Below are 26,006 nucleotides of genomic sequence, written 5' to 3'. Positions count from 1 at the left end.
ACGAAAATCGCCACACACATGCGCGATATCGAACTCGATGTCGAATTCTCCGGATTGCGCACACCCGTTTCGTACGCACCTTTGCGCACGCCTTCCGTACACCTTCGCACCGCGCTACGGGTGGCGGATCCGCCAGCCCTGCCAGGCGGATTCGATCATCTCGTCGACGCCGCACCGGGCCGACCAGCCCAGCTCCGCGCGGATCCGCTCCGCGCCCGCGACCACGCGTGCCGGGTCACCGGCGCGGCGGGCGGTCACCTCGGGGGCGATGCCCACGCGGCCCGTCGTCCTGAGGATGCGGTCGACCATCTCGCGCACCGAGCTGCCCTCGCCGCGGCCGATGTTCAGCGTGAGATCCGTGCCGGGCTCGGCCCCCTCCAGCCGGCGGGCGGCCGCGAGGTGGGCGGAGGCGATGTCCTCCACATGGACGTAGTCGCGGATGCAGGTGCCGTCGGGCGTCGCGTAGTCGTCGCCGAAGATCCGCGGCCCCTCGCCGGCCTCCAGGCGCTCGAAGACCATCGGGATGAGGTTGTACACCCCGGCGTCGGCGAGCTCAGGTGAGGCCGCGCCCGCGACGTTGAAGTAGCGGAGCGAGGCGCAGCGCAGTCCGTGGGCCCGGGCGGCGGCATGGATCAGCCATTCACCGACGAGCTTGGTCTCCCCGTACGGGCTCATCGGCGCGCAGGGGGTGTCCTCGGTGACGAGGTCGACGTCGGGCATGCCGTAGACGGCGGCGGACGAGGAGAACACCAGACGGTCGGCTCCGGCCGCGACCATGCTCTCCAGCAGCACCTCCAGACCGGTCACGTTCTCCCGGTAGTAGTGGAGGGGGCGCTCGACGGACTCGCCGACCTGCTTCTTGCCCGCGACGTGCACCACACCTGTCACGGAGTGGTCATGGATCGCCGCGTCCAGGGCCGGCCGGTCCAGCACACTGCCGGTGACCAGGGGCACCCCGTCGGGCACGCTCCCCGCATTGCCCGTCGACAGGTCGTCGTACACGACCACCTGCAGATCTCCGGCGAGCATCGCCCGCACGACGTGCGCACCGATGTATCCGGCCCCACCCGTAACCATCCACGTCATTCTGTGCGTCTCTCCCTCTGTACACGGCCGCACCCGTACACGGCTCTACCGAAAGGTTCACTCTGCGTGCACGGAATTTGAATCGGACAAATAATCGGATCAGTATTATCGTGCGCTAAGAAGCCTTGTCCGGGTGACATCCAGGGAACACCGGACAGTGAAGCCGGAACAAACACGAGACCACGGCAGGCGGATGCCAATCAATTACGCTGTTCAGGTGTTCAGGCGCTCCCCGATGATTCCACAATGCGAATCGGCGCCTCCGCACGGACCCGCAGACGGCTCTCTGGACTGGTGAAGGATGCCTCGACTGACACTCATCGTGCCTGCGTACAACGTGCGGGCGTATGTCCGGGAGTGCCTCGACTCCGTGTTGCAACAGGACTTCACCGACTTCGAAGTCGTCGCCGTGGACGACTGCTCGCCGGACGGCTCCGGCGCCATCCTCGACGAGTACGCGGCGCGCGACGCCCGGGTCCGGGTGCTCCATCTCAGCGAGAACGTGGGACTGGGCCACGCCCGTAACGCCGGAATCGAACAGGCGACCGGCGACTACCTGATCTTCCTCGACAGCGACGACACCCTGACGCCCGGTTCGCTGAACGCGATCGCAGGCCGGCTCGACGCGACGGACGATCCCGAGATCCTGATCTACGACTACGTGCGCAGCTACTGGGACGGCCGGCTGCTTCCGAACCGGCGGGCCGGCCTCCTCGGCTCCAGCGACCCCGCGGCCTTCCCCCTGTCGGAGCGGCCCGAGTTGCTCGATCTGCTGCAGATCGTCTGGAACAAGGCCTATCGCCGCGATTTCATCGAGACACACGGGTTCCGATTCCCGTCCGGGTACTACGAGGACGCTCCCTGGACCTACACCACCCTGGTCGCGGCGGAACGCATCGCGCTGCTCGACCGCATCTGCGTGCTCTACCGGCAACGGCGCGAGGGCGGAAACATCCTGCGCACGGTCAGCCGCAAGCATTTCGACGTATTCGACCAGTACGACCGCGTATTCGCCTATCTGGACGAACATCCGGAACACGATTCCTGGCGTCCCGCGCTTTTCGGAAAAATGGTCGACCACTATCTCACCGTGCTGGAAAAGCCGGGCCGCCTCCCCAAGAACGCGCGGTCCGACTTCTTCCACCGGGCGGCCGCCGACTACAACCGCCGGCTGCCCGAAGGGTTCGAGCGTCCGGGCGGTGGCCGCGGTTACAAGTACGCGCTGCTCGGCAAGGATGCCTATCTGGCCCTGACCGGCGTCACCCGGGCGAACCGGGTACGCCACCGGGCGCGGGCGCGCACCGGCGAGCGCGTCAACCAGGCCAAGCGGGCCGCCATGCGGGTGTCCTACCGGTCCCAGCTGCGGCTGCCGATCAACGAGAACCTCGCGGTCTTCTCCGCCTACTGGAGCCGGGGCTACTCGTGCAACCCCGCGGCCATCGACGCCGAGCTGGCCCGGCTGGCCCCGCACATCCGCCGGGTCTGGGCGGTACGCGCGGAGCATGTGAGCCAGGTGCCCAGGGGTGTCGAGGTGGCTGTCGTCGGCTCCCGCGAGTACTGGACGGCGCTGGCCCGCGGCACGTACTTCATCAACAACGTGAACTTCGCGGACGCGCTGGTCAAGCGGGAGGGCCAGATCCATCTGCAGACCCACCACGGCACCCCACTGAAGACGATGGGGCTCGACCAGGCCGACTACCCGGCCTCCACGAGCATGAAGATGGAAGACCTGCTGCGGCGGTGCGACCGCTGGGACTACAGCCTTTCGTCCAACAGCTTCTCCACCTCGGTGTGGGAGCGGGTCTATCCGTGTTCCTTCACCTCGCTGGAGACCGGCTATCCACGCAACGACGTGCTGGTCAACGCCGGAGCCGAGGAGGTCGCGGGGGCCCGTCGCGAACTCGGTGCGGCGGACGGCTCCAAGGTCTTTCTGTATATGCCGACCCACCGTGAATACCAGAAGGAATTCACCCCGCGGATCGACCTCGAGAAGCTGGCCGACGAGCTGGGCCCCGATGTCACGCTGCTGGTGCGGGGCCACTACTTCTACAAGGCCACCGGCCGGCTCGCCGAGCTCCAGGCCAGCGGCCGCGTGATCGACGTCTCGGCGCACCGGAGCGTGGAGCGGCTCTACCTCGCGGCCGACGCCCTGATCACCGACTACTCGTCGGCGATGTTCGACTACGCCAACCTCGACCGGCCGATCGTGATCTTCGCCGACGACTGGGACACGTACAAGGCCGTCCGTGGCAGCTACTTCGACCTGATGGCCGAGTCTCCAGGCGCCGTCGCCACCAGCCAGGCACAGCTCACCGAGATCCTTCGGTCCGGCGAGTGGCAGAGCCCGGCGTCCGCCGCTCTCCGCAGCGCGTTCCGTGAGCGCTTCTGCGACTTCGACGACGGCCGGGCTTCGGAGCGGGTCGTCCGCAGAGTCTTCCTGGGCGAGGAGAACCTCCTTCCCGTCGTACCGCTCACCGACCGCAGAACGGCACCCACCCCAGCCCAGGCGCTCGAGCTGTTCGAGCGGGTCTGACCGAAAGGAACTCCAGCCATGGCCCCTCGTCTCAGCGTCATCGTGCCGATCTACAGCGTGGAGCAGTATCTGCCCGCCTGCCTGGACTCACTGGCTGCGCAGACCCTCAGGGACCTCGAAGTCATCATGGTGAATGACGGGTCCCCCGACAATTCGGCCGCCATCGCGGCCTCGTACGAGGCCCGCGACCCGCGGTTCCGGCTGATCACCAAGGAGAACGCCGGCCTCGGCGCCGCACGGAACACGGGGCTCGGACTGCTCGCGCCCGAGAGCGAGTTCGTCGCCTTCGTCGACAGCGACGACATGATTCCGCCGGATGCCTACCGCCTCATGCTGGCAAGCCTGGACGAGAGCGGTTCGGACTTCATCACGGGCAACGTGCTGCACATCAACAGGACCAAGGTGTGGCAGTCCCCGATGCACCGCATCCTCGCCGGGGGCGCCGTCCAGCGCACCCATGTGTCCGTGAACAGGAAGCTGCTCAACGACAAGATCGCCTGCAACAAGGTCTTCCGGCGCTCGTTCTGGGAGAAGCACAAGCTGGCCTTCCCCGAAGGTGTGCTCTACGAGGACGTTCCGGTCATCGTGCCCGCTCAGTTCCTGGCCGAGGCCGTCGACATCATCAGCACTCCCACGTACTACTGGCGGCTGCGCGAGGGCGAGGGCGCCCCGTCCATCACCCAGCGCAGGACCGAGCCGAAGGCCGTACGCGACCGCTCCGCCGCGGTGGAGTCGGTGAGCCGCTTCTTCGGCAGGCAGCCCGGGGAGGAGGCCGCGACGCTGAAGCGCGAGTACGACCGCACCGTCCTCAAGGGCGATCTGCGGATCTTCCTCAATGTGCTCCCTGACGGGGACGAGGAGTTCCGCGCCGAGTTCCTGCGCGTCATCAACCAGTTCCTGAACCAGGTGGATCCGCAGGTGGTCATGGAGCTGACCGCCACCCAGCGGGTCAAATGGCTGCTGGTGCGCAAGCACGCCATGACCGAGCTGGTCGAGCTGATCGATTCCGAGCGGCGCGGCGACCCGATCGAGATCGAGGGGCGGCTTCGGAAGTACGCGAGCTTCGCCGCCCTGGACCACAGTGCCGACCTGATACCCAAGCGAGCCCGACGGATCGACCCCGACCTCACGCCCCGAGCTCCGCTCCAGAAGATCACCTGGGAGAACGGGAAACTGCGCCTGTCCGGCCACGCGTGGATCGACCGCATCGACCAGTCGACGAAGCACAGCGCCGTCAAGGTTCTGGCGCTCAAGAAGCACGGCTCGCGACGACGCACGCTGCTGCCCCTGCGCAACGTCTACAGCCCGGAGTGCACCGCGCTGTCCTCCCGGAAGCAGAACAACTACGACTGGGCGGGCTGGGAGCTGCTGTTCGACCCTGCGAAGCTCCGCAAGGGCGGCCAGTGGGTGGAGGGCACCTGGCACGTCGGCCTGGGCATCGCCTCCGCCGGGCTGGTCCGCAAGCGTGCCGTGCACGCGAGTGGAGCGGGTTCGGCCAATCATTCGCCGTACCAGTGGCTGGACGAGAACTTCCGGCTGCTCCCCAACACCTCCACGGGCGCCCTGAAGCTGCGTGTCGAGCGGGTACGCGCCCTGGTCACCGGTCACCGTGCCGTGGACGAGAGCGTGGAGATCGAGGGTGAGATCCGGGTCCCGCTGACGGCGGGCGAGTCGGTGAACCTGGAAGTCTCCAACCGCAAGAGCGGGGAGGTCATCTCCTACCCCGCCGTCCTGGAGCCCGCTCCGGACGGCCGCGCTTCCTTCCGGGTCCTCGTGCCGCTCAAGGACATCGCGCTGCTGCCGGAACACCAGGACGTCGTCGACGAGGGAACCTCCGCGGAAGGCGCCAACCCGGCCCTGGCCTCACGGCGCAACTGGAGCACCGAGCTCGTCGCCGCCACCCCCGACGGGACGGAGCGCCGGTTCGGCACCGTGGTCCGTGACGGACTTGCCGACCGCCAGATCCGGCTCCCCGCCACCATCGCCGAGGGTGCCGAGCGGAACGAGCTCGCACTGGTCTCGGGAAGCAACGGCTACCTGAAGTTCTCCGGACGCCCGGTCCAGGCCAAGATGACCGCTGTGCAGATGGCCGAAGGCGAGTACATCGTCCACGGCTCCACGCCGGCCGATCTGAGCGATCCGTCCTTCCTCATCAAGGCCCGTGACTTCTTCGACGAGAAGACCGTGCCGTTGCAGGTCCTCCCGGACGGCACGTTCGTCGCCAGGTTCACGCCTTCGGCCATGCCGGGATCCAACGGCCCCCGCCCGCTGAAGAGCGGCCGGTGGAACTTCTACCTGCGGTCCGGGGACGGCAGCCCCGACGTACCCTTCGTCATCGACCGGCTCGCCGTGCCGGCCTTCCCGGTCTCCGGCGAACACGCAGGCCGGGAGTACCACTTCGAATCCCGCTGGTACGACTTCCCCCAGCTGCAGTGCCCCTCCGATCTGACCATCCTCGAACGCGGCCGCTACCGGCAGGACAGGCTGCACCACGAGGTGTACGAAGCCGGTCGCGGTAAGCCGCTGCGCGACGCCGTGCTGTACATCAGCTACAACGGCAAGCAGTACTCCGACAGCCCGCGCGCCATCCACGAGGAGCTGCTCCGGCGTCATGCGGATGTCGAGCACCTGTGGCTGGTCAGGGACGGGCAGGTGGACCTCCCGCCCACGGCCGAGAAGGTCCGCTTCTGGGGAACCGAGTGGTACGACGCGCTGGCCCGCTGCCGGTACATCGTGACCAACGCCCACCTCCCCCACTGGATCGAGCGCCGGCCGGGACAGGTCATCGTCCAGACCTGGCACGGCACCATGCTGAAGAAGATCGGCCTGGACATCACCGCGCCGAAGTTCAATCCGCAGTACCACACCCAGCTCCAGCAGGAGTCCCGCAGCTGGAACATGCTGGTGTCCTCCAACCGGTTCAGCACCCCGATCCTCAAGCGGGCCATGGGGTACGACGGCGAGATCGTCGAGACCGGCTATCCGCGCAACGACTACCTCTACGCACCCGACCTGAAGGCCCGGGCCAAGGAGATCAAGGCACGGATCGGGCTGCCGGACGACAAGAAGGTCGTGCTCTACGCCCCCACCTGGCGCGATGACCTGGCCCATCGGCAGGGGCAGTTCAAGTTCGATCTGCGACTGGACATCGAGCAGGCGCGGGAGCGGCTCGGTGACGATCACATCCTGCTGATCCGTCGTCATTCCAACGTGGTGGACAGCATCCCCGGAGCCGGGAACGGATTCGTCTTCGACGTGTCCGAGTACCCCGACATCGCCGATCTCTACCTCATAGCCGACGTCATGATCACGGACTACTCGTCCGTGATGTTCGACTACGCGCATCTCAGGCGGCCGATGCTCTTCTTCACCTACGACCTCGAGCACTACCGGGACCAGCTGCGCGGCTTCTACTTCGACTTCGAGAACGACGCGCCCGGCCCGCTGATCAGCACGTCCGAGGAGCTGATCGGCGCGATCCGCGACATCGACGAGGTGGCGGCCGCGCACGAGGAGCGCTACGAGCGGTTCCACCAGCTCTTCTGCGACCTGGACGACGGCCATGCCTCGGCCCGGGTGGTGGACCGCATGCTGGAGAAGGCGAAGGAACTCGCCGACGAGCGCGAGTAACGAGCAGTCCCCGACGCAAGAAAAGCCGGGCACGGCCGGAGGATCCGGCCGTGCCCGGCTTTCAGGAAGCCCCGAGCCCTACGCGAACGGGTCGAACTCCTGGTACTCCTTGCTGACGTCGTCGCGCTCTTCCTCACGGTCGCGCCGGCGCTGCGCGGCCGGACGCGGCTCCTCGAGCCGGTGGTCCTCGCCACGGCGGCCGAGCATCTCCGCACCGGCCGTCACCGTCGGCTCCCAGTCGAAGACGACGGCGTTGTCCTCGGCCCCGATGGCCACCCCGTCGCCCGCCCGGGCTCCGGCCTTGCGCAGCGCGTCCTCGACACCGAGCCGGTTCAGCCGGTCCGCCAGGTACCCGACGGCCTCGTCGTTGTTGAATTCGGTCTGGCGGACCCAGCGCTCCGGCTTCTCGCCACGCACCCGGTAGATGCCGTCGTCCTCCAGGACCACGGTGAAACCGGCGTCGTCCACGGCCTTGGGCCGGATGACGATACGGGTCGCCTCCTCCACCGGCTTGGCGGCACGCGCCTCGGCGATGACGCCGGCCAGCGCGAAGGAGAGCTCCTTGAGACCGGTACGGGCGACTGCCGACGCCTCGAAGACGCGGTAGCCGCGGGCCTCCAGGTCCGGACGGATCATGTCCGCCAGGTCCTGGCCGTCCGGGATGTCGATCTTGTTGAGGACGACGATGCGGGGCCGGTCCTCCAGCCCCCCGTACAGCTTGAGCTCCTCCTCGATCATGTCGAGGTCGGAGACCGGGTCACGGTCGGACTCCAGCGTCGCCGTGTCCAGTACGTGCACCAGCACCGAGCAGCGCTCGACGTGGCGCAGGAACTCCAGGCCGAGGCCCTTGCCCTGGCTGGCGCCCGGGATCAGACCCGGGACGTCGGCGATGGTGTAGACGGTGCTGCCCGCGGTGACCACGCCCAGGTTCGGGACCAGGGTCGTGAACGGGTAGTCGGCGATCTTCGGCTTGGCAGCCGAGAGCACAGAGATCAGCGAGGACTTGCCGGCGCTCGGGTAGCCCACCAGGGCGACGTCGGCGACGGTCTTGAGTTCCAGGACGATGTCCCGGCTCTCACCGGGCTCGCCGAGCAGCGCGAAGCCGGGGGCCTTGCGCCGGGCGGAGGCCAGCGCGCCGTTACCGAGGCCGCCGCGGCCGCCCTGGCCGGCGACGAACATGGTGCCCTGGCCGACGAGGTCGGCGAGCACGTTGCCGTCCGTGTCGAGCACGACGGTGCCGTCCGGCACGGGCAGGATCAGGTCCTGGCCCTCCTTGCCGGTGCGGTTGTCACCGGCACCGGGCTGGCCGTTGGTGGCCTTGCGGTGGGGGTGGTGGTGATAGTCGAGGAGCGTGGTGACGGCCTGGTCGACGATCAGGGTCACATCACCGCCACGGCCGCCGTTGCCGCCGTCCGGGCCGCCGAGCGGCTTGAACTTCTCACGGTGAACGGAGGCGCAGCCGTGGCCCCCGTTACCCGCGGCGGCATGCAGCTCGACGCGGTCCACGAAGGTGGTCATGGTTGGAACCTCCAGTTACATACGTGCAGAAATGTCTCGCTCGTGCCCCTGTAGGAGCAACACGCGAAAGGCGGACCCACTTCCCGAAAAGGAAGTGAGGTCCGCCTCCACGTCAAACCGCTCGACGAGCGCCGAAAATCAGCCGGCGATCGGAACGATGTTCACGACCTTGCGGCCACGGTGCGTGCCGAACTCGACCGCACCGGCGGCGAGGGCGAACAGCGTGTCGTCGCCGCCACGGCCGACGCCCGTGCCCGGGTGGAAGTGGGTGCCGCGCTGGCGGACCAGGATCTCACCGGCGTTGACGGCCTGACCGCCGAAGCGCTTCACGCCGAGCCGCTGAGCATTGGAATCGCGCCCGTTCCGGGTGGACGATGCGCCCTTCTTGTGTGCCATGTGTTCTCAGTCCCTTACTTCGCAGCCGCGGGGATACCGGTGACCTTGATCGCCGTGTACTGCTGGCGGTGACCCTGACGACGGCGGTAGCCGGTCTTGTTCTTGTAGCGAAGGATGTCGATCTTCGCGCCCTTGTGGTGGTCCACGATCTCGGCCTGGACCTTGATGCCGTCCAGCACCCACGGGTCGCTGGTCACTGCGTCGCCGTCGACAACGAGCAGGGTAGAGAGCTCTACCGTGTCGCCAACCTTGGCGGTGGGAATCTTGTCAACCTCAACGATGTCGCCGACAGCAACCTTGTGCTGGCGACCACCGCTGCGCACGATGGCGTACACGCGGATCTCACTCTCACTCGAAGCGAAAACCTCTGAAGCCAGCCGCTCACACGGGTCCGGGGACCCGTGGTGATCCGGATTGGATGAGCGGCCTCTCCCGAACGAGCGGGAGGTGAGTGCTCAGAGGTGTGGCGAAACAAACGCCGACGGTCAAGATTACGGGGCCCTGTACAGCCGGGTCAAACCGGGCCCCGTTCCCGGGCGGCCCGGCCTCAGGACCCGGCTGCCCTGAGGTAGTCGGCGTAGGCGTCCCGGATCCCGTCCGGGGACAGGTCCAGATGCTCCAGGATCGTGTACCGGCCCGGTCTGGTCCGGGGTGCGTAGCCGACCACCGAGACGAACTCGTCCGCACTGAACCCGATCTCCTCCGCGGTGACCGGCAGACCGTGGCGCCGCAGCGTCTCGGCCATCCGTGCGGACTCCTGGTGCGCGCCGCGCAGGTGCATCGCGAACGCCGCGCCCAGACCGCACTGCTCACCGTGGCTCGCCGCACGCTTGGGGAAGAGCAGGTCGAAGGCGTGGTTGATCTCGTGGCAGGCGCCGGAGGCGGGACGGCTATCGCCCGACACCGACATCGAGATGCCGGTCAGCACCAGCCCCTCGGCCAGCACCCTGAGGAAGCCGTCGTCCGCGAGGGTCCCGGGGTGGCGCAGCACGGCCTCGCCGGCCTGCCGGGCCATCGCGGCGGCCAGTCCGTCCATGTCCTCGCCGTTGACCCGGTGGGCGAGCTCCCAGTCCGCCACCGCGGAGATGTTCGAGAGCGCGTCACCGATCCCGGACCGCACGAAGCGGACCGGCGCCTCACGGATGATGTCGAGGTCGATCACGACGGCGATCGGGTTCGGGACACCGTACGAGCCGCGGCCCGCGTCGTTGTCCAGCGTGGCCACCGGTGAGCACAGACCGTCGTGGGACAGATTCGTCGCCACGGCGACCAGCGGCAGCCCGACGCGCGCCGCCGCGAACTTCGCACAGTCGATGATCTTGCCGCCGCCGAGGCCGACGACGGCGTCGTACCGGCCGGACTTCATGGCCTCCGCGAGCTTGACGGCATCGTCCAGAGTGCCGCCGCCCACCTCGAACCAGGAAGCACCCGGCAGACTGTCCGAGAGCCGCTCGCGCAAGGCCCGCCCGGAACCCCCGCTGATCGCGATCGCCAGCTTGCCCGAGCCGGAGATCCGCTGATCGGCGAGGACGACCGCCAGATCGGCCAGCGCGCCGGCCCGGATGTCGACGACGACCGGTGCGGGGATCAGCCGGGTCAGTACTGGCACGCGATCTTCCTGCCCTTGGCCAGGTCCTCGTGGTTGTCGATCTCGACCCACGTGACGTCACCGATCGGCTCCACGTCGACCTTGAAGCCTCGGTTGACGAGCTCCTGGTAGCCGTCCTCGTAGTAGAGGTCCGGGTCCCGCAGGTACGTGGTCCTCAGCGCGTCGGCCAGCTCCTCGGCGGCCTCTCCCTCGATGAGGGTGACACCGATGTACTCGCCGGTGGCCTCGGCCGGGTCCATCAGCTTCGTGATCCGCTGGACACCCTTCTCGGGGTCGGCCACGACCTTCATCTCCTCGTCGGCGAGCTGCTTCACCGTGTCGAGGGCGAGGATGATCTTCTTGCCCTCGCCGCGTGCGGCGAGCAGCGTCTTCTCGACCGAGACGGGGTGCACGGTGTCGCCGTTGGCGAGGATCACCCCGTCCTTGAGGGCGTCACGGCCGCACCAGAGGGAGTAGGCGTTGTTCCACTCCTCGGCCTTGTCGTTGTCGATCAGCGTGAGCGTGACGCCGTACTTCGCCTCAAGGGCGGCCTTGCGCTCGTACAGGGCTTCCTTGCGGTAGCCCACGATGATCGCGACATCGGTCAGGCCCACCTCGGCGAAGTTGCCCAGTGTCAGGTCGACGACGGTCAGGCTCTCCTCGTCCCCCTCCGGGCCGACCGGCACCAGGGCCTTGGGCAGCGTGTCGGTGTAGGGGCGCAGACGGCGGCCTGCGCCGGCCGCCAGAATCATGCCGATCATGAGGGTTCTCCTCGGTCCATGGTGTGGATGGCTCGGGTGGGGTGCGTGCGTGCGCGGTCGCTCAGAGCTCGGTGGCCACGAAGGCCCGCAGCCAGGTACGGAAGTCCGGACCCAGGTCCTCGCGCTCGCAGGCGAGTCTGACGATGGTCCGCAGATAGTCGCCGCGGTCACCGGTGTCGTAGCGGCGGCCACGGAAGACGACGCCGTGCACCGGACCGCCGAGACTCTCGTCGGCGGCCAGCTGCTGCAGCGCGTCGGTCAGCTGGATCTCGCCGCCCCGGCCCGGCTCCGTGTCCCGCAGCACTCCGAAGACGGCGGGGTCCAGGACATAGCGTCCGATGACCGCCAGACTGCTGGGGGCCTCGCCGGTCTCCGGCTTCTCGACCAGTCCGGTGACCCGGACGACGTCGTCCTCCGGCGTGGTCTCCACCGCGGCGCATCCGTACATGTGGATCTGCTCGGGTGCGACCTCCATCAGCGCGACGACGCTGCCGCCCTCGCGCTCCCGGATCTCGGCCATGCGGGTCAGCAGCGGGTCACGCGGGTCGATCAGGTCGTCGCCGAGCAGGACCGCGAACGGCTCGGCACCCACATGCGGTTCCGCGCACAGGACGGCGTGCCCGAGGCCTTTCGGGTCGCCCTGCCGGACGTAGTGCATGGTCGCCAGATCGCTGGACTCCCGGACCCGGTCCAGCCGTTCGCCGTCGCCCTTGCGGGTGAGCGCCGACTCCAGCTCGTGGTTCCGGTCGAAGTGGTCCTCCAGGGCGCGCTTGTTGCGCCCGGTGATCATCAGCACATCGGTCAGCCCCGCGGCGGCCGCCTCCTCCACGACGTACTGGATCGCCGGCTTGTCGACCACCGGCAGCATCTCCTTGGGCGTCGCCTTCGTCGCCGGCAGAAACCGGGTACCGAGCCCGGCGGCAGGTACGACGGCCTTCTGGATCCTGTGCATGTGCTGAGACTTCCGTGTGGGGGCGGGAGCGGCCGGCACCGGAACGCAGCAGGCCGGCCCCGTGGAGGGACCGGCCTGACTGCGTCACGCGCGGTACGAGGAGATCAGACCTCGTCGGCCGAAGCCGTGACGGCGGACGACGACTGCTCGGCCGCCACCGTCTTCTTCGACGTCGCCTTCTTGGCCGTCGTCTTCTTCGCGACGGTCTTCTTGGCCGCCGTCTTCTTGACGGCCGCCTTCTTGGCCGTGACCTTCTTCGCGGTCTTGCGGGCCGCCTTCTTGGCCGGTGCCGGTTCGGCCTCCGCCTCAGCGGCGGACTCCGGCTCGGCGGCCGGCTCGGCACCCGTCACCACGACGACCTCGGCGTCCTCGGCACCTGCGGGGGAACCCGCGGGCGCGGTGGCCTTACGGGTCGCCCGGCGCCGGGCACGCGGCGGTGCGGCCGGCTCCTCGGCAGGGGCCTCGACGTGCGGCGCCTCGACGACCGGGTCCTCCGCGGCGACCGGGTCGGCGTCGGACACCGGCTCCTCGGCGACCGGGGCGGGCTCGGGGACCACGACCGGCTCGGCGGCCGGTGCGGGCGAACCCGCCGGGGCGGTCGCCTTACGGGTCGCCCGACGGCGCGTACGGCCCTGCGGCGCCTCGGCCGGGGCCTCGGCGACCGGGGTCTCGGCAACCGGCTCCGGTGCCACGACCGGCTCCGGCTCCACCACGGGCTCCGGCGCCACGACCGGCTCGGCCACCGGGGCCGGGGCGGACGCGGACCGCGGCGCACCGGCCGGGGCCGTCGCCTTACGGGTCGCCCGGCGACGGCCACGGCCGCGCGAGGCGGCCGCCTCGGCCTCGGCCGGGCTGCTGTACAGCTCCTCGTCCGGGACGAACTCGGGCTCGGGAAGCGCCAGCGGGGCGGCGACCTCCGCAGCCACCTCGGCCTCGGTCTCGGCCTCGTGGTCCTGCTCGTGGTCCTGCTCGTGCTCGTGGCCGTGCTCGTGCTCGTGGTCCTGGCCGGAACCGCCGCGGCGCTTCTTGGACCGCTTGCCGTTGCCACCGCCACCGACCGAGGTGGGCTGCTCCATGTGCACGATCACGCCGCGCCCGTTGCAGTGGACACAGGTCTCGGAGAAGGACTCCAGCAGACCCTGGCCGACCCGCTTGCGGGTCATCTGGACCAGGCCAAGCGAGGTGACCTCGGCGACCTGGTGCTTCGTACGGTCACGTCCCAGGCACTCCAACAGACGCCGCAGCACCAGGTCCCGGTTGGACTCCAGCACCATGTCGATGAAGTCGACGACGACGATGCCACCGAGGTCGCGCAGCCGCAGCTGACGCACGATCTCCTCGGCCGCCTCCAGGTTGTTCTTGGTGACGGTCTCCTCGAGGTTGCCGCCCTGACCGGTGAACTTGCCGGTGTTGACGTCGACGACGACCATCGCCTCGGTCTTGTCGATCACCAGCGAGCCGCCGCTCGGCAGATAGACCTTGCGGTCCAGCGCCTTCATGAGCTGCTCGTCGATCCGGTACGTCGCGAAGATGTCGACCTCGGAGGTCCACCGCGACAGCCGGTCCGTCAGGTCGGGCGCCACGTGCGAGACGTAGCCGTGGATGGTCTCCCACGCCTCGTCACCGCTGACGATGACCTTGGAGAAGTCCTCGTTGAAGATGTCGCGGACGACCCGGACGGTCATGTCCGGCTCGCCGTAGAGCAGCGTCGGCGCGTTGGAGCTGCCGCTGCTCTTCGACTTCTTCTGGATGTCCTCCCACTGCTGCTGCAGCCGCTCGACATCGCGGCGCAGCTCGTCCTCGCTCGCACCCTCGGCGGCGGTACGGACGATGACGCCCGCGTCCTCGGGGACGATCTTCTTGAGGATGGTCTTGAGCCGGGCGCGCTCGGTGTCGGGCAGCTTGCGGCTGATCCCGGTCATCGAGCCCTCGGGCACGTAGACCAGGTAGCGGCCGGGCAGCGAGACCTGGCTGGTCAGGCGGGCACCCTTGTGGCCGATCGGGTCCTTCGTCACCTGGACGAGGACGGACTGGCCGGACTTGAGCGCGGTCTCGATGCGGCGCGGCCCGTGGGCCATGCCGAGCGCCTCGAAGTTGACCTCACCGGCGTACAGGACGGCGTTGCGGCCCTTGCCGATGTCGACGAACGCGGCCTCCATGGACGGCAGGACGTTCTGGACCTTGCCCAGGTAGACGTTGCCGACGTAGCTGGTGGCCTGCTCCTTGTTGACGTAGTGCTCGACGAGCACGTTGTCCTCGAGGACGCCGATCTGGGTGCGCTCGCCGTTCTGGCGGACGACCATGACGCGCTCGACGGCCTCGCGGCGGGCGAGGAACTCCGCCTCGGTGATGATCGGAACCCGGCGGCGGCCCTGCTCACGACCCTCGCGACGGCGCTGCTTCTTCGCCTCCATACGGGTCGAGCCCTTGATGGACTGGACCTCGTCGAAGCCGGTGCCGGGCTCGCGCTCGGCTTCCTTCTTGCGGGGTTCGCGGACCTTGACGACCGTGCGCTCCGGGTCGTCCGTGCCGTTCTCGGCGTCGGACGAGGAGTCACCGCTGCGACGGCGGCGACGGCGGCGACGCCTGCTGCTGCTCGATCCGGAGGCGCCGGACTCGTGGTCGTCCTGCTCCTCGTCGCCGTCGTCCTCGGACTCCTGGCCGTGCTCGTGCTCGTCGTCGGAACGGTCGGCGGCGTCGTCCGCGTGCTGCTCTGCGGCGTCGTCCTCGGCGGACTCACCGCGACGGCGGCGTCGGCCACCGCGACGACGACGGCGCGACGGGCGGTCGCCGTACTCGTCGGTCTCCTCACCGTCCTGCTCGGCGTCGCCCTCGTTCGAAGGCTCCTGCTCGTCCTCGGCCTGCTCCTGGACCGGGGTGGCGGCCGGAACGGGCGCGGCGGCGGGCTCGGCCTCGGCGGCCTCACCGCGGCGGCGGCGACGGCGGCGCGAGCCGCTCTGCGGCGCGGCCTCGGCGGGGGCGGCCGTCTCGGCGGGGGCGGTCTGCTCCTCCACCGTCGTGATCTCGTCCTCGGGCTCCTCGTCGTGCGAGGCCGGACCGGCGGCAGCCGCTGCGGCGGCCGCGGTCTCCGGGGTCTGGAACATCGGCTCGGCGAAGACCGGCGCCTGGAACACGGCGACGGCGGGGCGCTCGGCCCGACGGCTCCGGCGCACGGGCTCCTCGACCTTGCCGGTGAACTCGGGCCGGCCCGCCGCGGCGGTGGCCCGGCGACGCTGACGGCCGCGCGGGGCGGCCTCCTCGACCTCGGCGGTCTCGGCGGCCAGCTCCTCCACGGCTGCCTCGGGCAGGCTCTCGCCCGTCTGGATCTCGGTGCGCTCCTCGGCGGCCTCCGTGACCTGCGGGGCACCCGCGGGAGAGGTCGCCTTGCGGGACGCACGACGACGGCCGCGCGGGGCCTCGACCGGCTCGGCGGCTTCGACGGCCTCGGCCGTTTCGGTGACCTCGGCCGGCTGCGCCGGCTCGGCGGCGGCCTCGGTCCGGGCGGCCTGCGGCGCACCGGCGGGGGCGGAGGCCCTGCGCCGGGTACGGCCACGCGGCGCCTCGGCGACGACGGGCTCGGCAACGGCGGGCTCGGCGGCCTCGGCCGCGACGGCCTCCTCGACGATCTCGGCCACCTCGGCGGCCTGCGGCGCACCGGCAGGGGCGGTCGCCTTACGCACGGCGCGACGGCGCGCACGCGGCGCCTCGACCGGCACCTCGGCTTCTTCCTCGACCGGCGCCGCAACCGGCTCCACGACCTCGACAGCCTCCGCGGCCTGCGGCGCACCCGCCGGGGCGGTCGCCTTACGGGACGCGCGACGGCGCGCACGCGGCGGCTCGACCGGCTCCACGGTCTCTTCCTCGGCCGGCGCCGCAACCGCGGCGACCGGCTCCACGACCTCGACAGTCTCGACGGCCTGCGGCGCTCCCGCCGGGGCGGTCGCCTTGCGGACGGCGCGACGGCGCGCACGAACGGGCGGCGCGGCCTCGGCCTCTGCGGTGTTCTCGGTGCTGCTTTCCGACACTCCGGCGTCAACGGTCGGTATGGCCGACGACTCGGCTCCGGCCTGTGCGCCCCCTGTCGGCGGGCCCGCCGGGCGGGATGCGGCGCGGCGCCTGCGGCGCGGCGGCAGCTTGTCCCCGGGGGTGTTGTTGTCTTCTGCGTTCCCGGGGGTGCCGGGTTCGGTGGACTGAGGCATGCGGGCGGTTCTCCCGTCGGGCTCCCGGGCGCCGCGCCTGATTCCGGTCCGGCACGGTCCGCATGGTGTACGCGGTACCGCCGTCCGGGGCGCGGGCGCCGCACGGGAACTGAATGTCTGGCTCGCCGGTTCCGTACGCGTTGTGCGCACGGCCTGGCGAAAGTCTTATGGGTCTCAGCACAGCCCGGCCCAGGTGGCTCCCGAGTCCGAGGGCTGCGCTACAACGACCGCCTTACGCGGAACCTGCACCCTCCGGCGCCGTCGCGACGGCGGTCCCGGTGGCCGTGGGTAGAGCGGCCGGGGCTGCCTCGCGGTCAGGCGCGAGCGGGTCGGTCACCGTGCCGGACTCCTCGTCGAAGAGCCCCTGCGCCAGCCTGGTCACCGCTGCGGGGACCGGCGGCGCCAGGTCGGCCACAACGCGGAGACCGGACAGGACGTCGTCAGGCCGAACGGCAGGTGTCACGTGCCGAACAACCAGCCGCAGTATCGCACAGGCCTTGTCCCCGGGCCTATCAGGCTGATGATCAAGGGCCTGCAGGTCGACGACCGCGGAGCGGGCGTCAAAGCTCCGCATGCCGTTCTTCGTGCGGCGCTCGACCTCGACGGTCTCGGCCGCGTTGAACGCGGCGACGGCCTTCTCGGCGTCCTCCACGGCGACCCCGTTCAGCCGCATCTCCCAGATGGAGGCGGTGAGCCGGTCGGCGAGACCCGAAGTGCGGGCCTCGACGGCGTCGGTGATGTCGAGACCGTCCGGCAGCGAGTCGTTGAGCAGCTCGCGCAGCGTGCCCGGATCACGGGCCTCGGTGAGCGCGATCTCCAGGAACTCGGCCTCGCTGCCCGTGCCGGTGGGTGCGGCGTTGGCGTACGAGACCTTGGGGTGCGGGGTGAAGCCCGCCGAGTAGGCCATGGGCACCTCGGAGCGGCGCAGCGCCCGCTCGAAGGCACGCTGGAAGTCTCGATGACTGGTGAACCGGAGGCGGCCGCGCTTCGTGTAGCGCAGTCGGATGCGCTGCACTGCCGGTGCGGGCGGCGGGCCTTCGGGCTGTCGCTTGCCCAGTGGTTCTTCTCCTCGGTGCGGAGCGGACGCGGTGACACGCCGCCCTCGAAATACGGGTGGCCCGGGGGCGTCCGGTCCGGCTCACCCCTGCTGGGCGGATTTCTCTTTCCGCAGGGAGATCTCTGGTTCGGGCGCCGCGCTGGGCACAGTCGTTGTACTACCCAGAGTACGCGCAGACAGGCTTCCCGGTTCCCGGGGCTCGCGTTCGCGCGCTCCGCCGACCAGGGCCCGCCATGCGTCGCTCCTGGCCTGCCGGACGGTCTCGCGGGCCGTGCGCAGCGTCTGCCGGGCCGTCCGGCCCGCCGCGCGGGCGGCCCGCCCGGCGGGGGCGAACACGGCGTCGCGCAGGAAGTGCCCGACCGGGGTGCACACCGTGCGGTAGGCCCAGGTCACCGGCGCCCCGACGAGATGCCACGCCAGCCAGGCCAGCGCCCGGCCGATGGCCCGCGAGATGAATCCGGCGACGCGCCAGGCAACGCCGAACGCGGCGGCGATCTCCCGGCCGACGGGGGTCAGGATCCGCCGGTACACCCAGACCACCGGGCTGACGAGAAGCACCGTGACCAGCCACCGGACGGCGGCCCACAGCCCCCGGCAGCCCGCCTCGATGCCACGGACCAGCAGATCGAGCAGCCAGGCGATGCCGTGACCCAGCGGGGTGAGCAGTTCCCGGTACGTCCACACCAGCGGCAGCACGATCAGGTGCTCCACCAGCCAGGCGACGGCCAGCCCCAGCGGCTTCAGGACGTAGCGCCACAGGAGGACCACCGGCATGACGCATACGACGGTGAGCAGCCACCTCACTGCGGTGGCGACGCCGCGTCCGGCCGGAAGCAGGAGTGCCCGCCAGAGCCACCGCAACCCGTGCCCCACCGGAGTGAGCACCTGCTCGTACAGCAGGACGAGCGGCACCACGATCGCGTACCGCACCCCGGGCACCACCACGTACTGCCACAGCGCGACCCACGGCCACACGAACACCGCCATGGCCAGCCACCGCAGCCCGTGCCCCAGAGGGGTCAGTACCTGTGCGTACAGCCAACGGGCCGGGATCGCGACCAGCACATCGAAGAGCCACGCCAGCGCGCGCCCCAGCGGGCGCAGCAGGATCCGGTCGGCAGCACGGGCACCCGCGACCAGGGCGTCCCAGACCATCCGCACCGGCAGGACGAGGACGAGGACGACGATCCTCACCGGAATCCTGACGAGCGTGGTCAGACAGCCGTCACCGCTCTCGTACCGCGCGGGTGCCTGGTGCTTTCCGTATTCCATGCACCTCATGACGCGAAGGCCCGGCCGGGGGTTTCCCCCGGCCGGGCCTTCGTCACCAAGATGTCACCCGGCAGAGGCCGGGCGCCGCCATGTCACCGGCAGATCTACTTCACGACCGTCAGCGGCAGGAGCTTCTTGCCCGTCGGCCCGATCTGGATGCTCGTGTCCATCTGAGGACACACACCACAGTCGAAGCACGGCGTCCAGCGGCAGTCCTCGACCTCGGTCTCGTCGAGCGAGTCCTGCCAGTCCTCCCAGAGCCACTCCTTGTCGAGACCGGAGTCCAGGTGGTCCCAGGGCAGGACCTCCTCGTACGTCCGCTCGCGGGTGGTGTACCAGTCGACGTCCACACCGAAGTCGGGCAGCGTCTTCTCGGCGCTCTTCATCCACAGGTCGTAGCTGAAGTACTCGCGCCAGCCGTCGAAACGGCCGCCGGCCTCGTAGACGGCGCGGATGACGGAGCCGACCCGGCGGTCGCCGCGGGAGAGCAGGCCCTCGACGATGCCGGGCTTGCCGTCGTGGTAGCGGAAGCCGATCGAGCGGCCGTACTTCTTGTCTCCGCGGATCTTGTCGCGGAGCTTGGTCAGCCGCGCGTCGGTCTCCTCGGCGCTGAGCTGCGGAGCCCACTGGAACGGGGTGTGCGGCTTGGGGACGAAGCCGCCGATGGAGACGGTGCAGCGGATGTCGTTCTGCCCGGAGACCTCGCGGCCCTTGGCGATCACCTTGACCGCCATGTCGCCGATCTGGAGGACGTCCTCGTCGGTCTCGGTGGGCAGGCCGCACATGAAGTACAGCTTCACCTGACGCCAGCCGTTGCCGTACGCGGTGGAGACCGTACGGATCAGGTCCTCCTCCGAGACCATCTTGTTGATGACCTTGCGCATGCGCTCGGAGCCGCCCTCGGGGGCGAAGGTGAGACCGGAGCGGCGGCCGTTGCGGGTCAGCTCGTTGGCCAGGTCCACGTTGAACGCGTCGACGCGGGTGGAGGGCAGCGAGAGGCCGATCTTGTCCTCGGTGTAGCGGTCCGCGAGGCCCTTGGCGATCTCACCGATCTCGGTGTGGTCCGCGGAGGAGAGGGAGAGCAGGCCCACTTCCTCGAAGCCCGTCGCCTTGAGACCCTTCTCCACCATGTCGCCGATGCCGGTGATGCTTCGCTCCCGCACGGGGCGCGTGATCATGCCGGCCTGGCAGAAACGGCAGCCGCGGGTGCAGCCGCGGAAGATCTCCACGGACATCCGCTCGTGGACGGTCTCGGCGAGCGGGACGAGGGGCTGCTTGGGGTAGGGCCACTCGTCGAGGTCCATGACCGTGTGCTTGGACACGCGCCACGGCACGCCCGACTTGTTCGGCACCATGCGGCCGATGCGGCCGTCCGGGAGGTACTCGACGTCGTAGAAGCCGGGGACATAGACGCCACCGGTCTTCGCGAGGCGGAAGAGCACCTCCTCGCGGCCGCCGGGACGGCCCTCGGCCTTCCAGGCGCGGACGATCTCGGTGATCTCCAGGACGGCCTGCTCACCGTCGCCGATGACCGCGCAGTCGATGAACTCGGCGATCGGCTCGGGGTTGAACGCGGCGTGACCACCCGCGAGCACGATCGGGTCGTCGAGGCCGCGGTCCTTGGCGGCCAGCGGGATGCCGGCCAGGTCCAGGGCGGTGAGCATGTTGGTATAGCCGAGCTCGGTGGAGAAGCTCAGCCCGAAGACGTCGAACGCCTTGACCGGGCGGTGGCCGTCCACAGTGAACTGCGGCACCTTGTGCTCGCGCATCAGCGCTTCGAGGTCCGGCCAGACGCTGTAGGTGCGCTCCGCGAGGACGCCCTGGCGCTCGTTGAGTACCTCGTAAAGGATCATGACGCCCTGGTTGGGGAGTCCGACCTCGTAGGCGTCCGGGTACATGAGGGCCCAGCGGACGTCGCATTCGTCCCACGGTTTGACGGTGGAGTTCAGCTCACCGCCGACGTACTGGATGGGCTTCTGCACATGCGGGAGCAGAGCTTCGAGCTGTGGGAAGACCGAATCGACAGACATCGCGAACTTTCGAGAGCTGGCAGGGGTGACCATCCAGCGTACCGCGCCGCTCAGTCTCCGGACGCCGTCCGGATCTCCGCGCGGGAGGCGCGGGCCCACACCCCGGGCAGCTCCCGCTCGCGTGCCGCGGCCGTCGCCTCCTCCTGCCCGTGCAGCAGGCCCCAGGTGAACGAGGACTCCCCCGCCGCGTGGGCCTGGACGGCGAGGGCGCGCAGGGCGTCGCGGGCGACCACGCTGTCCTGGTGGTCACCGAGGACGCCTTGGACGGCCTTGAGCCGCTTGACGGACTTCCTGGCCGGTTTGCCAAGGGCGGGGCGGGCTGCCTCTGCCGCGTAGCGTGCGCGTTTCGCCGCCTTGCGGGCGTTGTGCAGGGCGGCGTCGCGTTCGGGGCCGGGCGGGTGTTCCAGGGCGTGGGCGATCCGGGTGGCGAGGCGTGCCTGGTCCTTGTGGGCGGCGCGGGCGAGCGCCTTGCCGGGCGGGGCGGCGGCCGCGGGCAGCAGGGGCGGGTCGGCGAGGAGCGCTTCCAGGGTGTGCAGCAGCGCGAGGTAGCGTGCGCCGTCGAGGACCGCGACGGTACGGCGGCGGGAGCCGCTGCGGCGTGCCGTGGACCAGATCCGCAGCCGGGCGCGGACCGGGCCGAGGGCCAGGGTGCGGGGCAGTGCGTCGAGCCGGGTGCGCAGGCGGGCGTCGAGGACCTCCTGGTCGCGGTCGACGCCGAGTTCCGCTGCGAGCCACTTCAGTTCCTCGCCAACGGGGTCGGTGACCGTCCGGTCGAGGACCTTCCGGTACGTACGGAACGCGCTGCGGAGCCTGCGGGTGGCGACCCGCATCCGGTGCACGGAGTCGGGCAGGCCCCGGCGCACGGCCGGGTCGAGGGCGACGATCGCGGTGATCTGGTGACGTACGTAGGCGAGGACATGGTCGCCCGCCGTGTGCGGCGGCGCGGTGGGCTGCGGTTGCCGCTTCTTCTTCGGGGAGGTCTCGGTCAGGGCGCGGGACAGTTTGGAGGGGGCTGCGGAGGGCTGTATCCCGGCCTTGCGCAGCCGCCGTTCCACGGCGTCGAGGAAGGCCGGGTCGCCGTCGTCGGCGAGTTCGACCTCGATCTCGGTCCAGGCGGTGCTGCGGCTGCCGCCGTGCAGCCGCTCGGCCCGGACCTCGTCGACGCTGAGTTCGGCGAGCGGTTCGCCGTCCGGGCCGTTGAGCAGGTGGACGTCGCGGGCGGAGCGGAGCCGGACCACGGGGACGACGGCGGTGTCGCGGACCCGGGAGCGGATCAGTCCGGCGAGGCCGGGCGGCAGGGTGTCGGAGAGCGGGGCCCGGATCTCGTCACGGATGCCGGAGGCGACCGGGAACTTGAGGTGCCAGCCTGCGTCGTCGCCGCCGGTGCGACGGCGCAGGGTGAGGCTGTCGGCCGCGAGCCGGAGGTCCTCGGTGTCGTAGTAGACGGCGTCGAGTTCCATGACGCCCTGGTGGTCCACGGCGGCGACCCCGGCCACCCGCGTCAGGTCGGGCAGCCGGCTGTCGCCGGCCGGTTCGTACTTCCGCTCGATCTCGCGCTTCGCGTCCGCCATGCATCGAATCTAGACGTCATATGCGCACTTGGGCAGTGGCCCCGCAACGGCTCAGGCCGTTATCGGCCGTTGCACCCGGATCGACTGGAGCAGTCCGATGGCCACCCAGACGGCGAACATCGAGGAGCCTCCGTAGGAGACGAACGGCAGTGGCAGTCCGGCGACCGGCATGATGCCGAGCGTCATGCCGATGTTCTCGAAGGCCTGGAAGGCGAACCAGGCGATGATTCCGGCGGCGACGATCGTGCCGTAGAGCTCGGTGGTCTCGCGGGCGATGCGGCAGGCGCGCCACAGGACGACACCGAGCAGGACCAGGATCAGTCCGGCGCCGAGGAAGCCGAGTTCCTCACCGGCGACGGTGAAGACGAAGTCGGTCTGCTGCTCGGGGACGAACTGGCCGGTGGTCTGGGTGCCCTGGAAGAGGCCGGTGCCGGAGAGGCCGCCGGAGCCGATCGCGATGCGGGCCTGGTTGGTGTTGTAGCCGACGCCGGCCGGGTCGAGTGCCGGGTTGGCGAAGGCGGCGAACCGGGCGATCTGGTAGTCGTCGAGCAGTCCGAGCTGCCAGATGGCGACGGCTCCGGTGGCGCCCGCGCCGAGGAGTCCGAAGACCCAGCGGTTGGACGCCCCGGATGCCAGCAGCACGCCGAGCACGATGACGACCATGACCATCACGGAGCCGAGGTCGGGCATGCCCATGACGACCGCCATCGGGAGCGCCGCCAGGCCGAGGGCCTTGGCGACGGTGCGGTGGTCGGGGTGCGGCTGGTCGCCCGCGTCGACGCGGGTGGCGAGCAGCATCGCCATGCCGAGAATGATGGTGATCTTGGTGAACTCGGAGGGCTGGAGGGAGAAGCCGCCGGGGAGGAGGATCCAGGCGTGGGCGCCGTTGACGGTGGTGCCGAGCGGGGTGAGGACCGCCATCACGAGGACCACGGACACGCCGTACAGGATCGGCACGGCACCGCGCAGGGTCCGGTGGCCGAGCCAGATCGTGCCGACCATCAGGGCGAAGCCGATGCCCGTGTTGAGGGCGTGACGGAAGAGGAAGTAGTACGGGTCGCCGTGGGTGAGCGAGTCACGTCCACGGGTCGCCGAGTAGACGAGCAGCGAGCCGATGAAGGACAGCGCGATCGCCGAGCCGAGCAGCGGCCAGTCGAGGCGGCGCACGACGGAGTCGCGGGCGGTGAGCCTGCCCCAGGTGGAGCGCTCGGGGGCGTACCGCTGGACGGAGAAGCCTGCCATCAGTCGCGCCTCCCCAGGACCGCGGCGAGCGTCTGCGCGCCCGGCGGCTTCTGCGATTCGGGGTTGTAGGGCTTGATCCTCGGGGCGTCGATGGTGCCGTCCGTCTGGATCTTCGGCAGGGACTTCTGCGGCGTCGGCAGCAGGGCCTTCTTGAGGTCCTGCTTGCCCGCGGCGTCGAGGCCGTAGAGCGCGTTGTAGATGTTGCGGACGGCGGGTCCCGACGCTCCGGAACCCGTACCGCCCTGGGAGATCGTCATGACGATCGAGTAGTCCTTGGTGTACGTGGCGAACCAGGAGGTCGTCTGCTTGCCGTAGACCTCGGCGGTACCCGTCTTGGCGTGCATCGGGATCTTGTCCTGCGGCCAGCCGCCGAATCGCCAGGCGGCGGAGCCGCGGGTCGCGACACCCGCGAGGGCTTCGTCTATTTCGTTGCGCGTCTTCCGGGTGAAGGGGAGCTTGCCGTGCGAGGTGGGCTCGATCGCCTGGACGGTCTTGCCGTCGCCGCTGACGATCGCCTTGCCGACGGTGGGGTCGTAGAGGGTGCCGCCGTTGGAGATGGCCGCGTAGATGGTCGCCATCTGGATCGGGGTGACGAGGGTGTCGCCCTGGCCGATCGAGTAGTTGACGGAGTCACCGGCGCGCATCTTGTCGCCCTCGAGGCAGTTCTCGTACGCGATCTTCTCGACGTACGTGCCGTCCTTCTTGCCCTGCTTGCACCAGGCGTCGTGGTTGGCCTTGGCGAAGTTCTTCTTCCACTCGCGGTCCGGGACGCGGCCGCTGACCTCGTTGGGGAGGTCGATGCCGGTCTCCTTGCCGAGGCCGAACTGGTGGGCGGTCTTGTAGAACCAGTCGTTGGCGTTCTTCTTGGGGCTGTTGCCGCCGTCCTTCTGCCACTCCTTGTGCGCGAGGCCGTAGTACACGGTGTCGCAGGAGACTTCGAGGGCGCGGCCGATGCTGATGCTGCCGTAGCCCTGGGACTCGAAGTTCTTGAAGGTCTGGCCGCCGATGGAGTACGAGCTGGGGCAGGGGTAGTTGCCGTCGAACGGGTACCCGGCGTTGACCGCGGCGGTGGAGGAGATGACCTTGAAGATGGAGCCGGGGGCGGCCTGGCCCTGGATGGCCCGGTTCAGCAGCGGGAAGTTGGAGTTCTTGCCGGTGAGCTTGGCGTAGTCCTTGCCGGAGATGCCGCCGACCCAGGCGTTGGGGTCGTAGCTGGGCAGCGAGGCCATGGAGACGACCCGGCCGGTCTTGGCCTCCATGACGACGACGGCGCCGGAGTCGGCCTTGTAGTTCTCGCCGGTGTTGGTGTCGAACTCGGTACGGGCCGTCTTCATGGCCTGGTTGAGCTCGTACTCGGCGACGGCCTGGACGCGGGCGTCGATGGAGGTGACGACGCTGGCGCCGGCCTCCGCCTCGTCGTTCTTGGCCTGGCCGATGACCCGGCCGAGGTTGTCGACCTCGTAGCGGGTGACGCCCGCCTTGCCTCGCAGCTCCTTGTCGTACGTGCGCTCCAGTCCGGAGCGGCCGACCTGGTCGGAGCGGAGGTAGGGCGAGTCGCTGTCCTGGGCCTTGGTGATCTCGTCGTCGGTGACGGGTGAGAGATAGCCGAGAACCTGGGCGGTGTTGGCCTTGCCGGGGGCGGCGTAGCGGCGGACCGCGGTGGGCTCGGCGGTGATGCCGGGGAAGTCCTCCGCGCGCTCACGGATCTGGAGGGCCTGCTGGGTGGTGGCCTCGTCGGTTACCGGGATCGGCTGGTAGGGCGAGCCGTTCCAGCAGGGCTGCGGGGTCTTCGCGTCGCAGAGCCGGACCTTGTCGAGGACGTCCTTGGGCTTCATGTCGAGGACGCCGGCGAGCCGGGTCAGGACGCCCTTGCCGTCGTCGTCCATCTTCAGCAGCTCGGTGCGGCTGGCGGAGACGACGAGGCGGGTCTCGTTGTCGGCGAGGGGCACGCCGCGGGCATCGAGGATGGAGCCGCGGGCGGCGGGCTGAACGACCTGCTGGACGTGGTTGTTCTTCGCCTCGTCGGAGTACTCCTGGCCGTTGCGGATCTGGAGGTACCAGAGGCGGCCGCCGAGGGTGAGCAGCAGGGAGAAGACGAGGACCTGGATGACGATGAGGCGGATCTGGACCCGCTGGGTCCGCCCGGTCTCGGGAATGTTGGTCACGGGGCG

General features: G+C 69.8%; 16 protein-coding genes. 2 read left to right on the top strand and 14 right to left on the bottom strand.

All coding sequences use genetic code 11. The features are described from left to right. Positions 1–114: 114 nt before the first annotated feature. Positions 115–1,086 (bottom strand): UDP-glucose 4-epimerase GalE, encoded by a 972-nt coding sequence (gene galE / locus ACIOEW_RS01980; RefSeq protein ID WP_401960497.1) that lies wholly within the window; start codon positions 1,084–1,086, stop codon positions 115–117. Positions 1,087–1,387: 301 nt separating this feature from the next. Between galE and ACIOEW_RS01975 the strand changes: the two genes are divergently transcribed. Continuing rightward, complete coding sequence (locus ACIOEW_RS01975; protein WP_401960494.1) at positions 1,388–3,619, top strand: CDP-glycerol glycerophosphotransferase family protein; 2,232 nt, start codon at positions 1,388–1,390, stop codon at positions 3,617–3,619. Positions 3,620–3,637: 18 nt separating this feature from the next. Beyond that, positions 3,638–7,249, top strand: a complete 3,612-nt coding sequence (locus ACIOEW_RS01970) for a CDP-glycerol glycerophosphotransferase family protein (protein WP_401960492.1) — start codon at positions 3,638–3,640, stop codon at positions 7,247–7,249. A 78-nt stretch (positions 7,250–7,327) separates the two neighbouring features. Here ACIOEW_RS01970 and obgE read toward each other — a convergent pair whose 3' ends face one another. From obgE to mrdA, 13 genes are all read right to left on the bottom strand, one after another. Continuing rightward, positions 7,328–8,767 (bottom strand): GTPase ObgE, encoded by a 1,440-nt coding sequence (gene obgE, locus ACIOEW_RS01965; protein ID WP_362540723.1) that lies wholly within the window; start codon positions 8,765–8,767, stop codon positions 7,328–7,330. Positions 8,768–8,905: 138 nt separating this feature from the next. Further along, entirely contained in the window at positions 8,906–9,163 is a 258-nt protein-coding gene (gene rpmA / locus ACIOEW_RS01960; RefSeq protein WP_018103204.1) for a 50S ribosomal protein L27, read from the bottom strand. Positions 9,164–9,177: 14 nt separating this feature from the next. After that, positions 9,178–9,498 (bottom strand): 50S ribosomal protein L21, encoded by a 321-nt coding sequence (gene rplU, locus ACIOEW_RS01955; protein WP_018551604.1) that lies wholly within the window; start codon positions 9,496–9,498, stop codon positions 9,178–9,180. A gap of 212 nt (positions 9,499–9,710) precedes the next feature. After that, the gene (locus ACIOEW_RS01950) at positions 9,711–10,772 is read right to left on the bottom strand and encodes an iron-containing alcohol dehydrogenase family protein (RefSeq protein ID WP_401960489.1); all 1,062 of its coding nucleotides are present in this window, start codon (positions 10,770–10,772) and stop codon (positions 9,711–9,713) included. Further along, positions 10,760–11,512 carry a sugar phosphate nucleotidyltransferase gene (locus ACIOEW_RS01945; protein WP_401960488.1) on the bottom strand — a complete coding sequence of 251 codons (753 nt, stop codon included), beginning with the start codon at positions 11,510–11,512 and terminating at the stop codon, positions 10,760–10,762. The genes ACIOEW_RS01950 and ACIOEW_RS01945 overlap by 13 nt, the downstream gene beginning before the upstream one ends. Positions 11,513–11,573: 61 nt before the next feature. Continuing rightward, positions 11,574–12,464 carry a UTP--glucose-1-phosphate uridylyltransferase GalU gene (gene galU / locus ACIOEW_RS01940; protein ID WP_401960486.1) on the bottom strand — a complete coding sequence of 297 codons (891 nt, stop codon included), beginning with the start codon at positions 12,462–12,464 and terminating at the stop codon, positions 11,574–11,576. Between the two features lie 104 nt (positions 12,465–12,568). Next, positions 12,569–16,663: a ribonuclease E/G gene (locus tag ACIOEW_RS01935; RefSeq protein ID WP_401960483.1), complete on the bottom strand. Its 4,095-nt coding sequence runs from the start codon at positions 16,661–16,663 to the stop codon at positions 12,569–12,571. 232 nt (positions 16,664–16,895) lie between these two features. After that, positions 16,896–17,678 (bottom strand): TIGR03936 family radical SAM-associated protein, encoded by a 783-nt coding sequence (locus ACIOEW_RS01930; protein ID WP_350997007.1) that lies wholly within the window; start codon positions 17,676–17,678, stop codon positions 16,896–16,898. 123 nt (positions 17,679–17,801) lie between these two features. After that, positions 17,802–18,992 carry a hypothetical protein gene (locus tag ACIOEW_RS01925; RefSeq protein ID WP_401960479.1) on the bottom strand — a complete coding sequence of 397 codons (1,191 nt, stop codon included), beginning with the start codon at positions 18,990–18,992 and terminating at the stop codon, positions 17,802–17,804. A gap of 104 nt (positions 18,993–19,096) precedes the next feature. Then, positions 19,097–21,022 carry a TIGR03960 family B12-binding radical SAM protein gene (locus ACIOEW_RS01920; RefSeq protein ID WP_362540708.1) on the bottom strand — a complete coding sequence of 642 codons (1,926 nt, stop codon included), beginning with the start codon at positions 21,020–21,022 and terminating at the stop codon, positions 19,097–19,099. A gap of 50 nt (positions 21,023–21,072) precedes the next feature. Then, the gene (locus ACIOEW_RS01915) at positions 21,073–22,593 is read right to left on the bottom strand and encodes a CHAD domain-containing protein (protein WP_401960476.1); all 1,521 of its coding nucleotides are present in this window, start codon (positions 22,591–22,593) and stop codon (positions 21,073–21,075) included. A 51-nt stretch (positions 22,594–22,644) separates the two neighbouring features. After that, positions 22,645–23,835 carry a rod shape-determining protein RodA gene (rodA, locus tag ACIOEW_RS01910; protein WP_362540702.1) on the bottom strand — a complete coding sequence of 397 codons (1,191 nt, stop codon included), beginning with the start codon at positions 23,833–23,835 and terminating at the stop codon, positions 22,645–22,647. Next, positions 23,835–26,000 carry a penicillin-binding protein 2 gene (mrdA, locus tag ACIOEW_RS01905; protein WP_401960474.1) on the bottom strand — a complete coding sequence of 722 codons (2,166 nt, stop codon included), beginning with the start codon at positions 25,998–26,000 and terminating at the stop codon, positions 23,835–23,837. Before mrdA ends, rodA begins: the two co-directional genes overlap by 1 nt. Positions 26,001–26,006: the final 6 nt, after the last annotated feature.

The sequence above is a fragment of the Streptomyces sp. NPDC087901 genome, from assembly GCF_044742205.1.
Taxonomy (GTDB): Bacteria; Actinomycetota; Actinomycetes; order Streptomycetales; family Streptomycetaceae; genus Streptomyces.
This window is presented reverse-complemented; position numbering and strand designations above follow the sequence as displayed.

What these genes read in the sequence shown, in the direction of transcription:
- galE (WP_401960497.1), bottom strand. Translation starts at nt 1,086, where the DNA reads ATGACGTGGATGGTTACGGGTGGGGCCGGATACATCGGTGCGCACGTC.
- ACIOEW_RS01975 (WP_401960494.1), top strand. Translation starts at nt 1,388, where the DNA reads ATGCCTCGACTGACACTCATCGTGCCTGCGTACAACGTGCGGGCGTAT.
- ACIOEW_RS01970 (WP_401960492.1), top strand. Translation starts at nt 3,638, where the DNA reads ATGGCCCCTCGTCTCAGCGTCATCGTGCCGATCTACAGCGTGGAGCAG.
- obgE (WP_362540723.1), bottom strand. Translation starts at nt 8,767, where the DNA reads ATGACCACCTTCGTGGACCGCGTCGAGCTGCATGCCGCCGCGGGTAAC.
- rpmA (WP_018103204.1), bottom strand. Translation starts at nt 9,163, where the DNA reads ATGGCACACAAGAAGGGCGCATCGTCCACCCGGAACGGGCGCGATTCC.
- ACIOEW_RS01945 (WP_401960488.1), bottom strand. Translation starts at nt 11,512, where the DNA reads ATGATCGGCATGATTCTGGCGGCCGGCGCAGGCCGCCGTCTGCGCCCC.
- galU (WP_401960486.1), bottom strand. Translation starts at nt 12,464, where the DNA reads ATGCACAGGATCCAGAAGGCCGTCGTACCTGCCGCCGGGCTCGGTACC.
- ACIOEW_RS01935 (WP_401960483.1), bottom strand. Translation starts at nt 16,663, where the DNA reads ATGCCTCAGTCCACCGAACCCGGCACCCCCGGGAACGCAGAAGACAAC.
- ACIOEW_RS01925 (WP_401960479.1), bottom strand. Translation starts at nt 18,992, where the DNA reads ATGGAATACGGAAAGCACCAGGCACCCGCGCGGTACGAGAGCGGTGAC.
- ACIOEW_RS01920 (WP_362540708.1), bottom strand. Translation starts at nt 21,022, where the DNA reads ATGTCTGTCGATTCGGTCTTCCCACAGCTCGAAGCTCTGCTCCCGCAT.
- ACIOEW_RS01915 (WP_401960476.1), bottom strand. Translation starts at nt 22,593, where the DNA reads ATGGCGGACGCGAAGCGCGAGATCGAGCGGAAGTACGAACCGGCCGGC.
- rodA (WP_362540702.1), bottom strand. Translation starts at nt 23,835, where the DNA reads ATGGCAGGCTTCTCCGTCCAGCGGTACGCCCCCGAGCGCTCCACCTGG.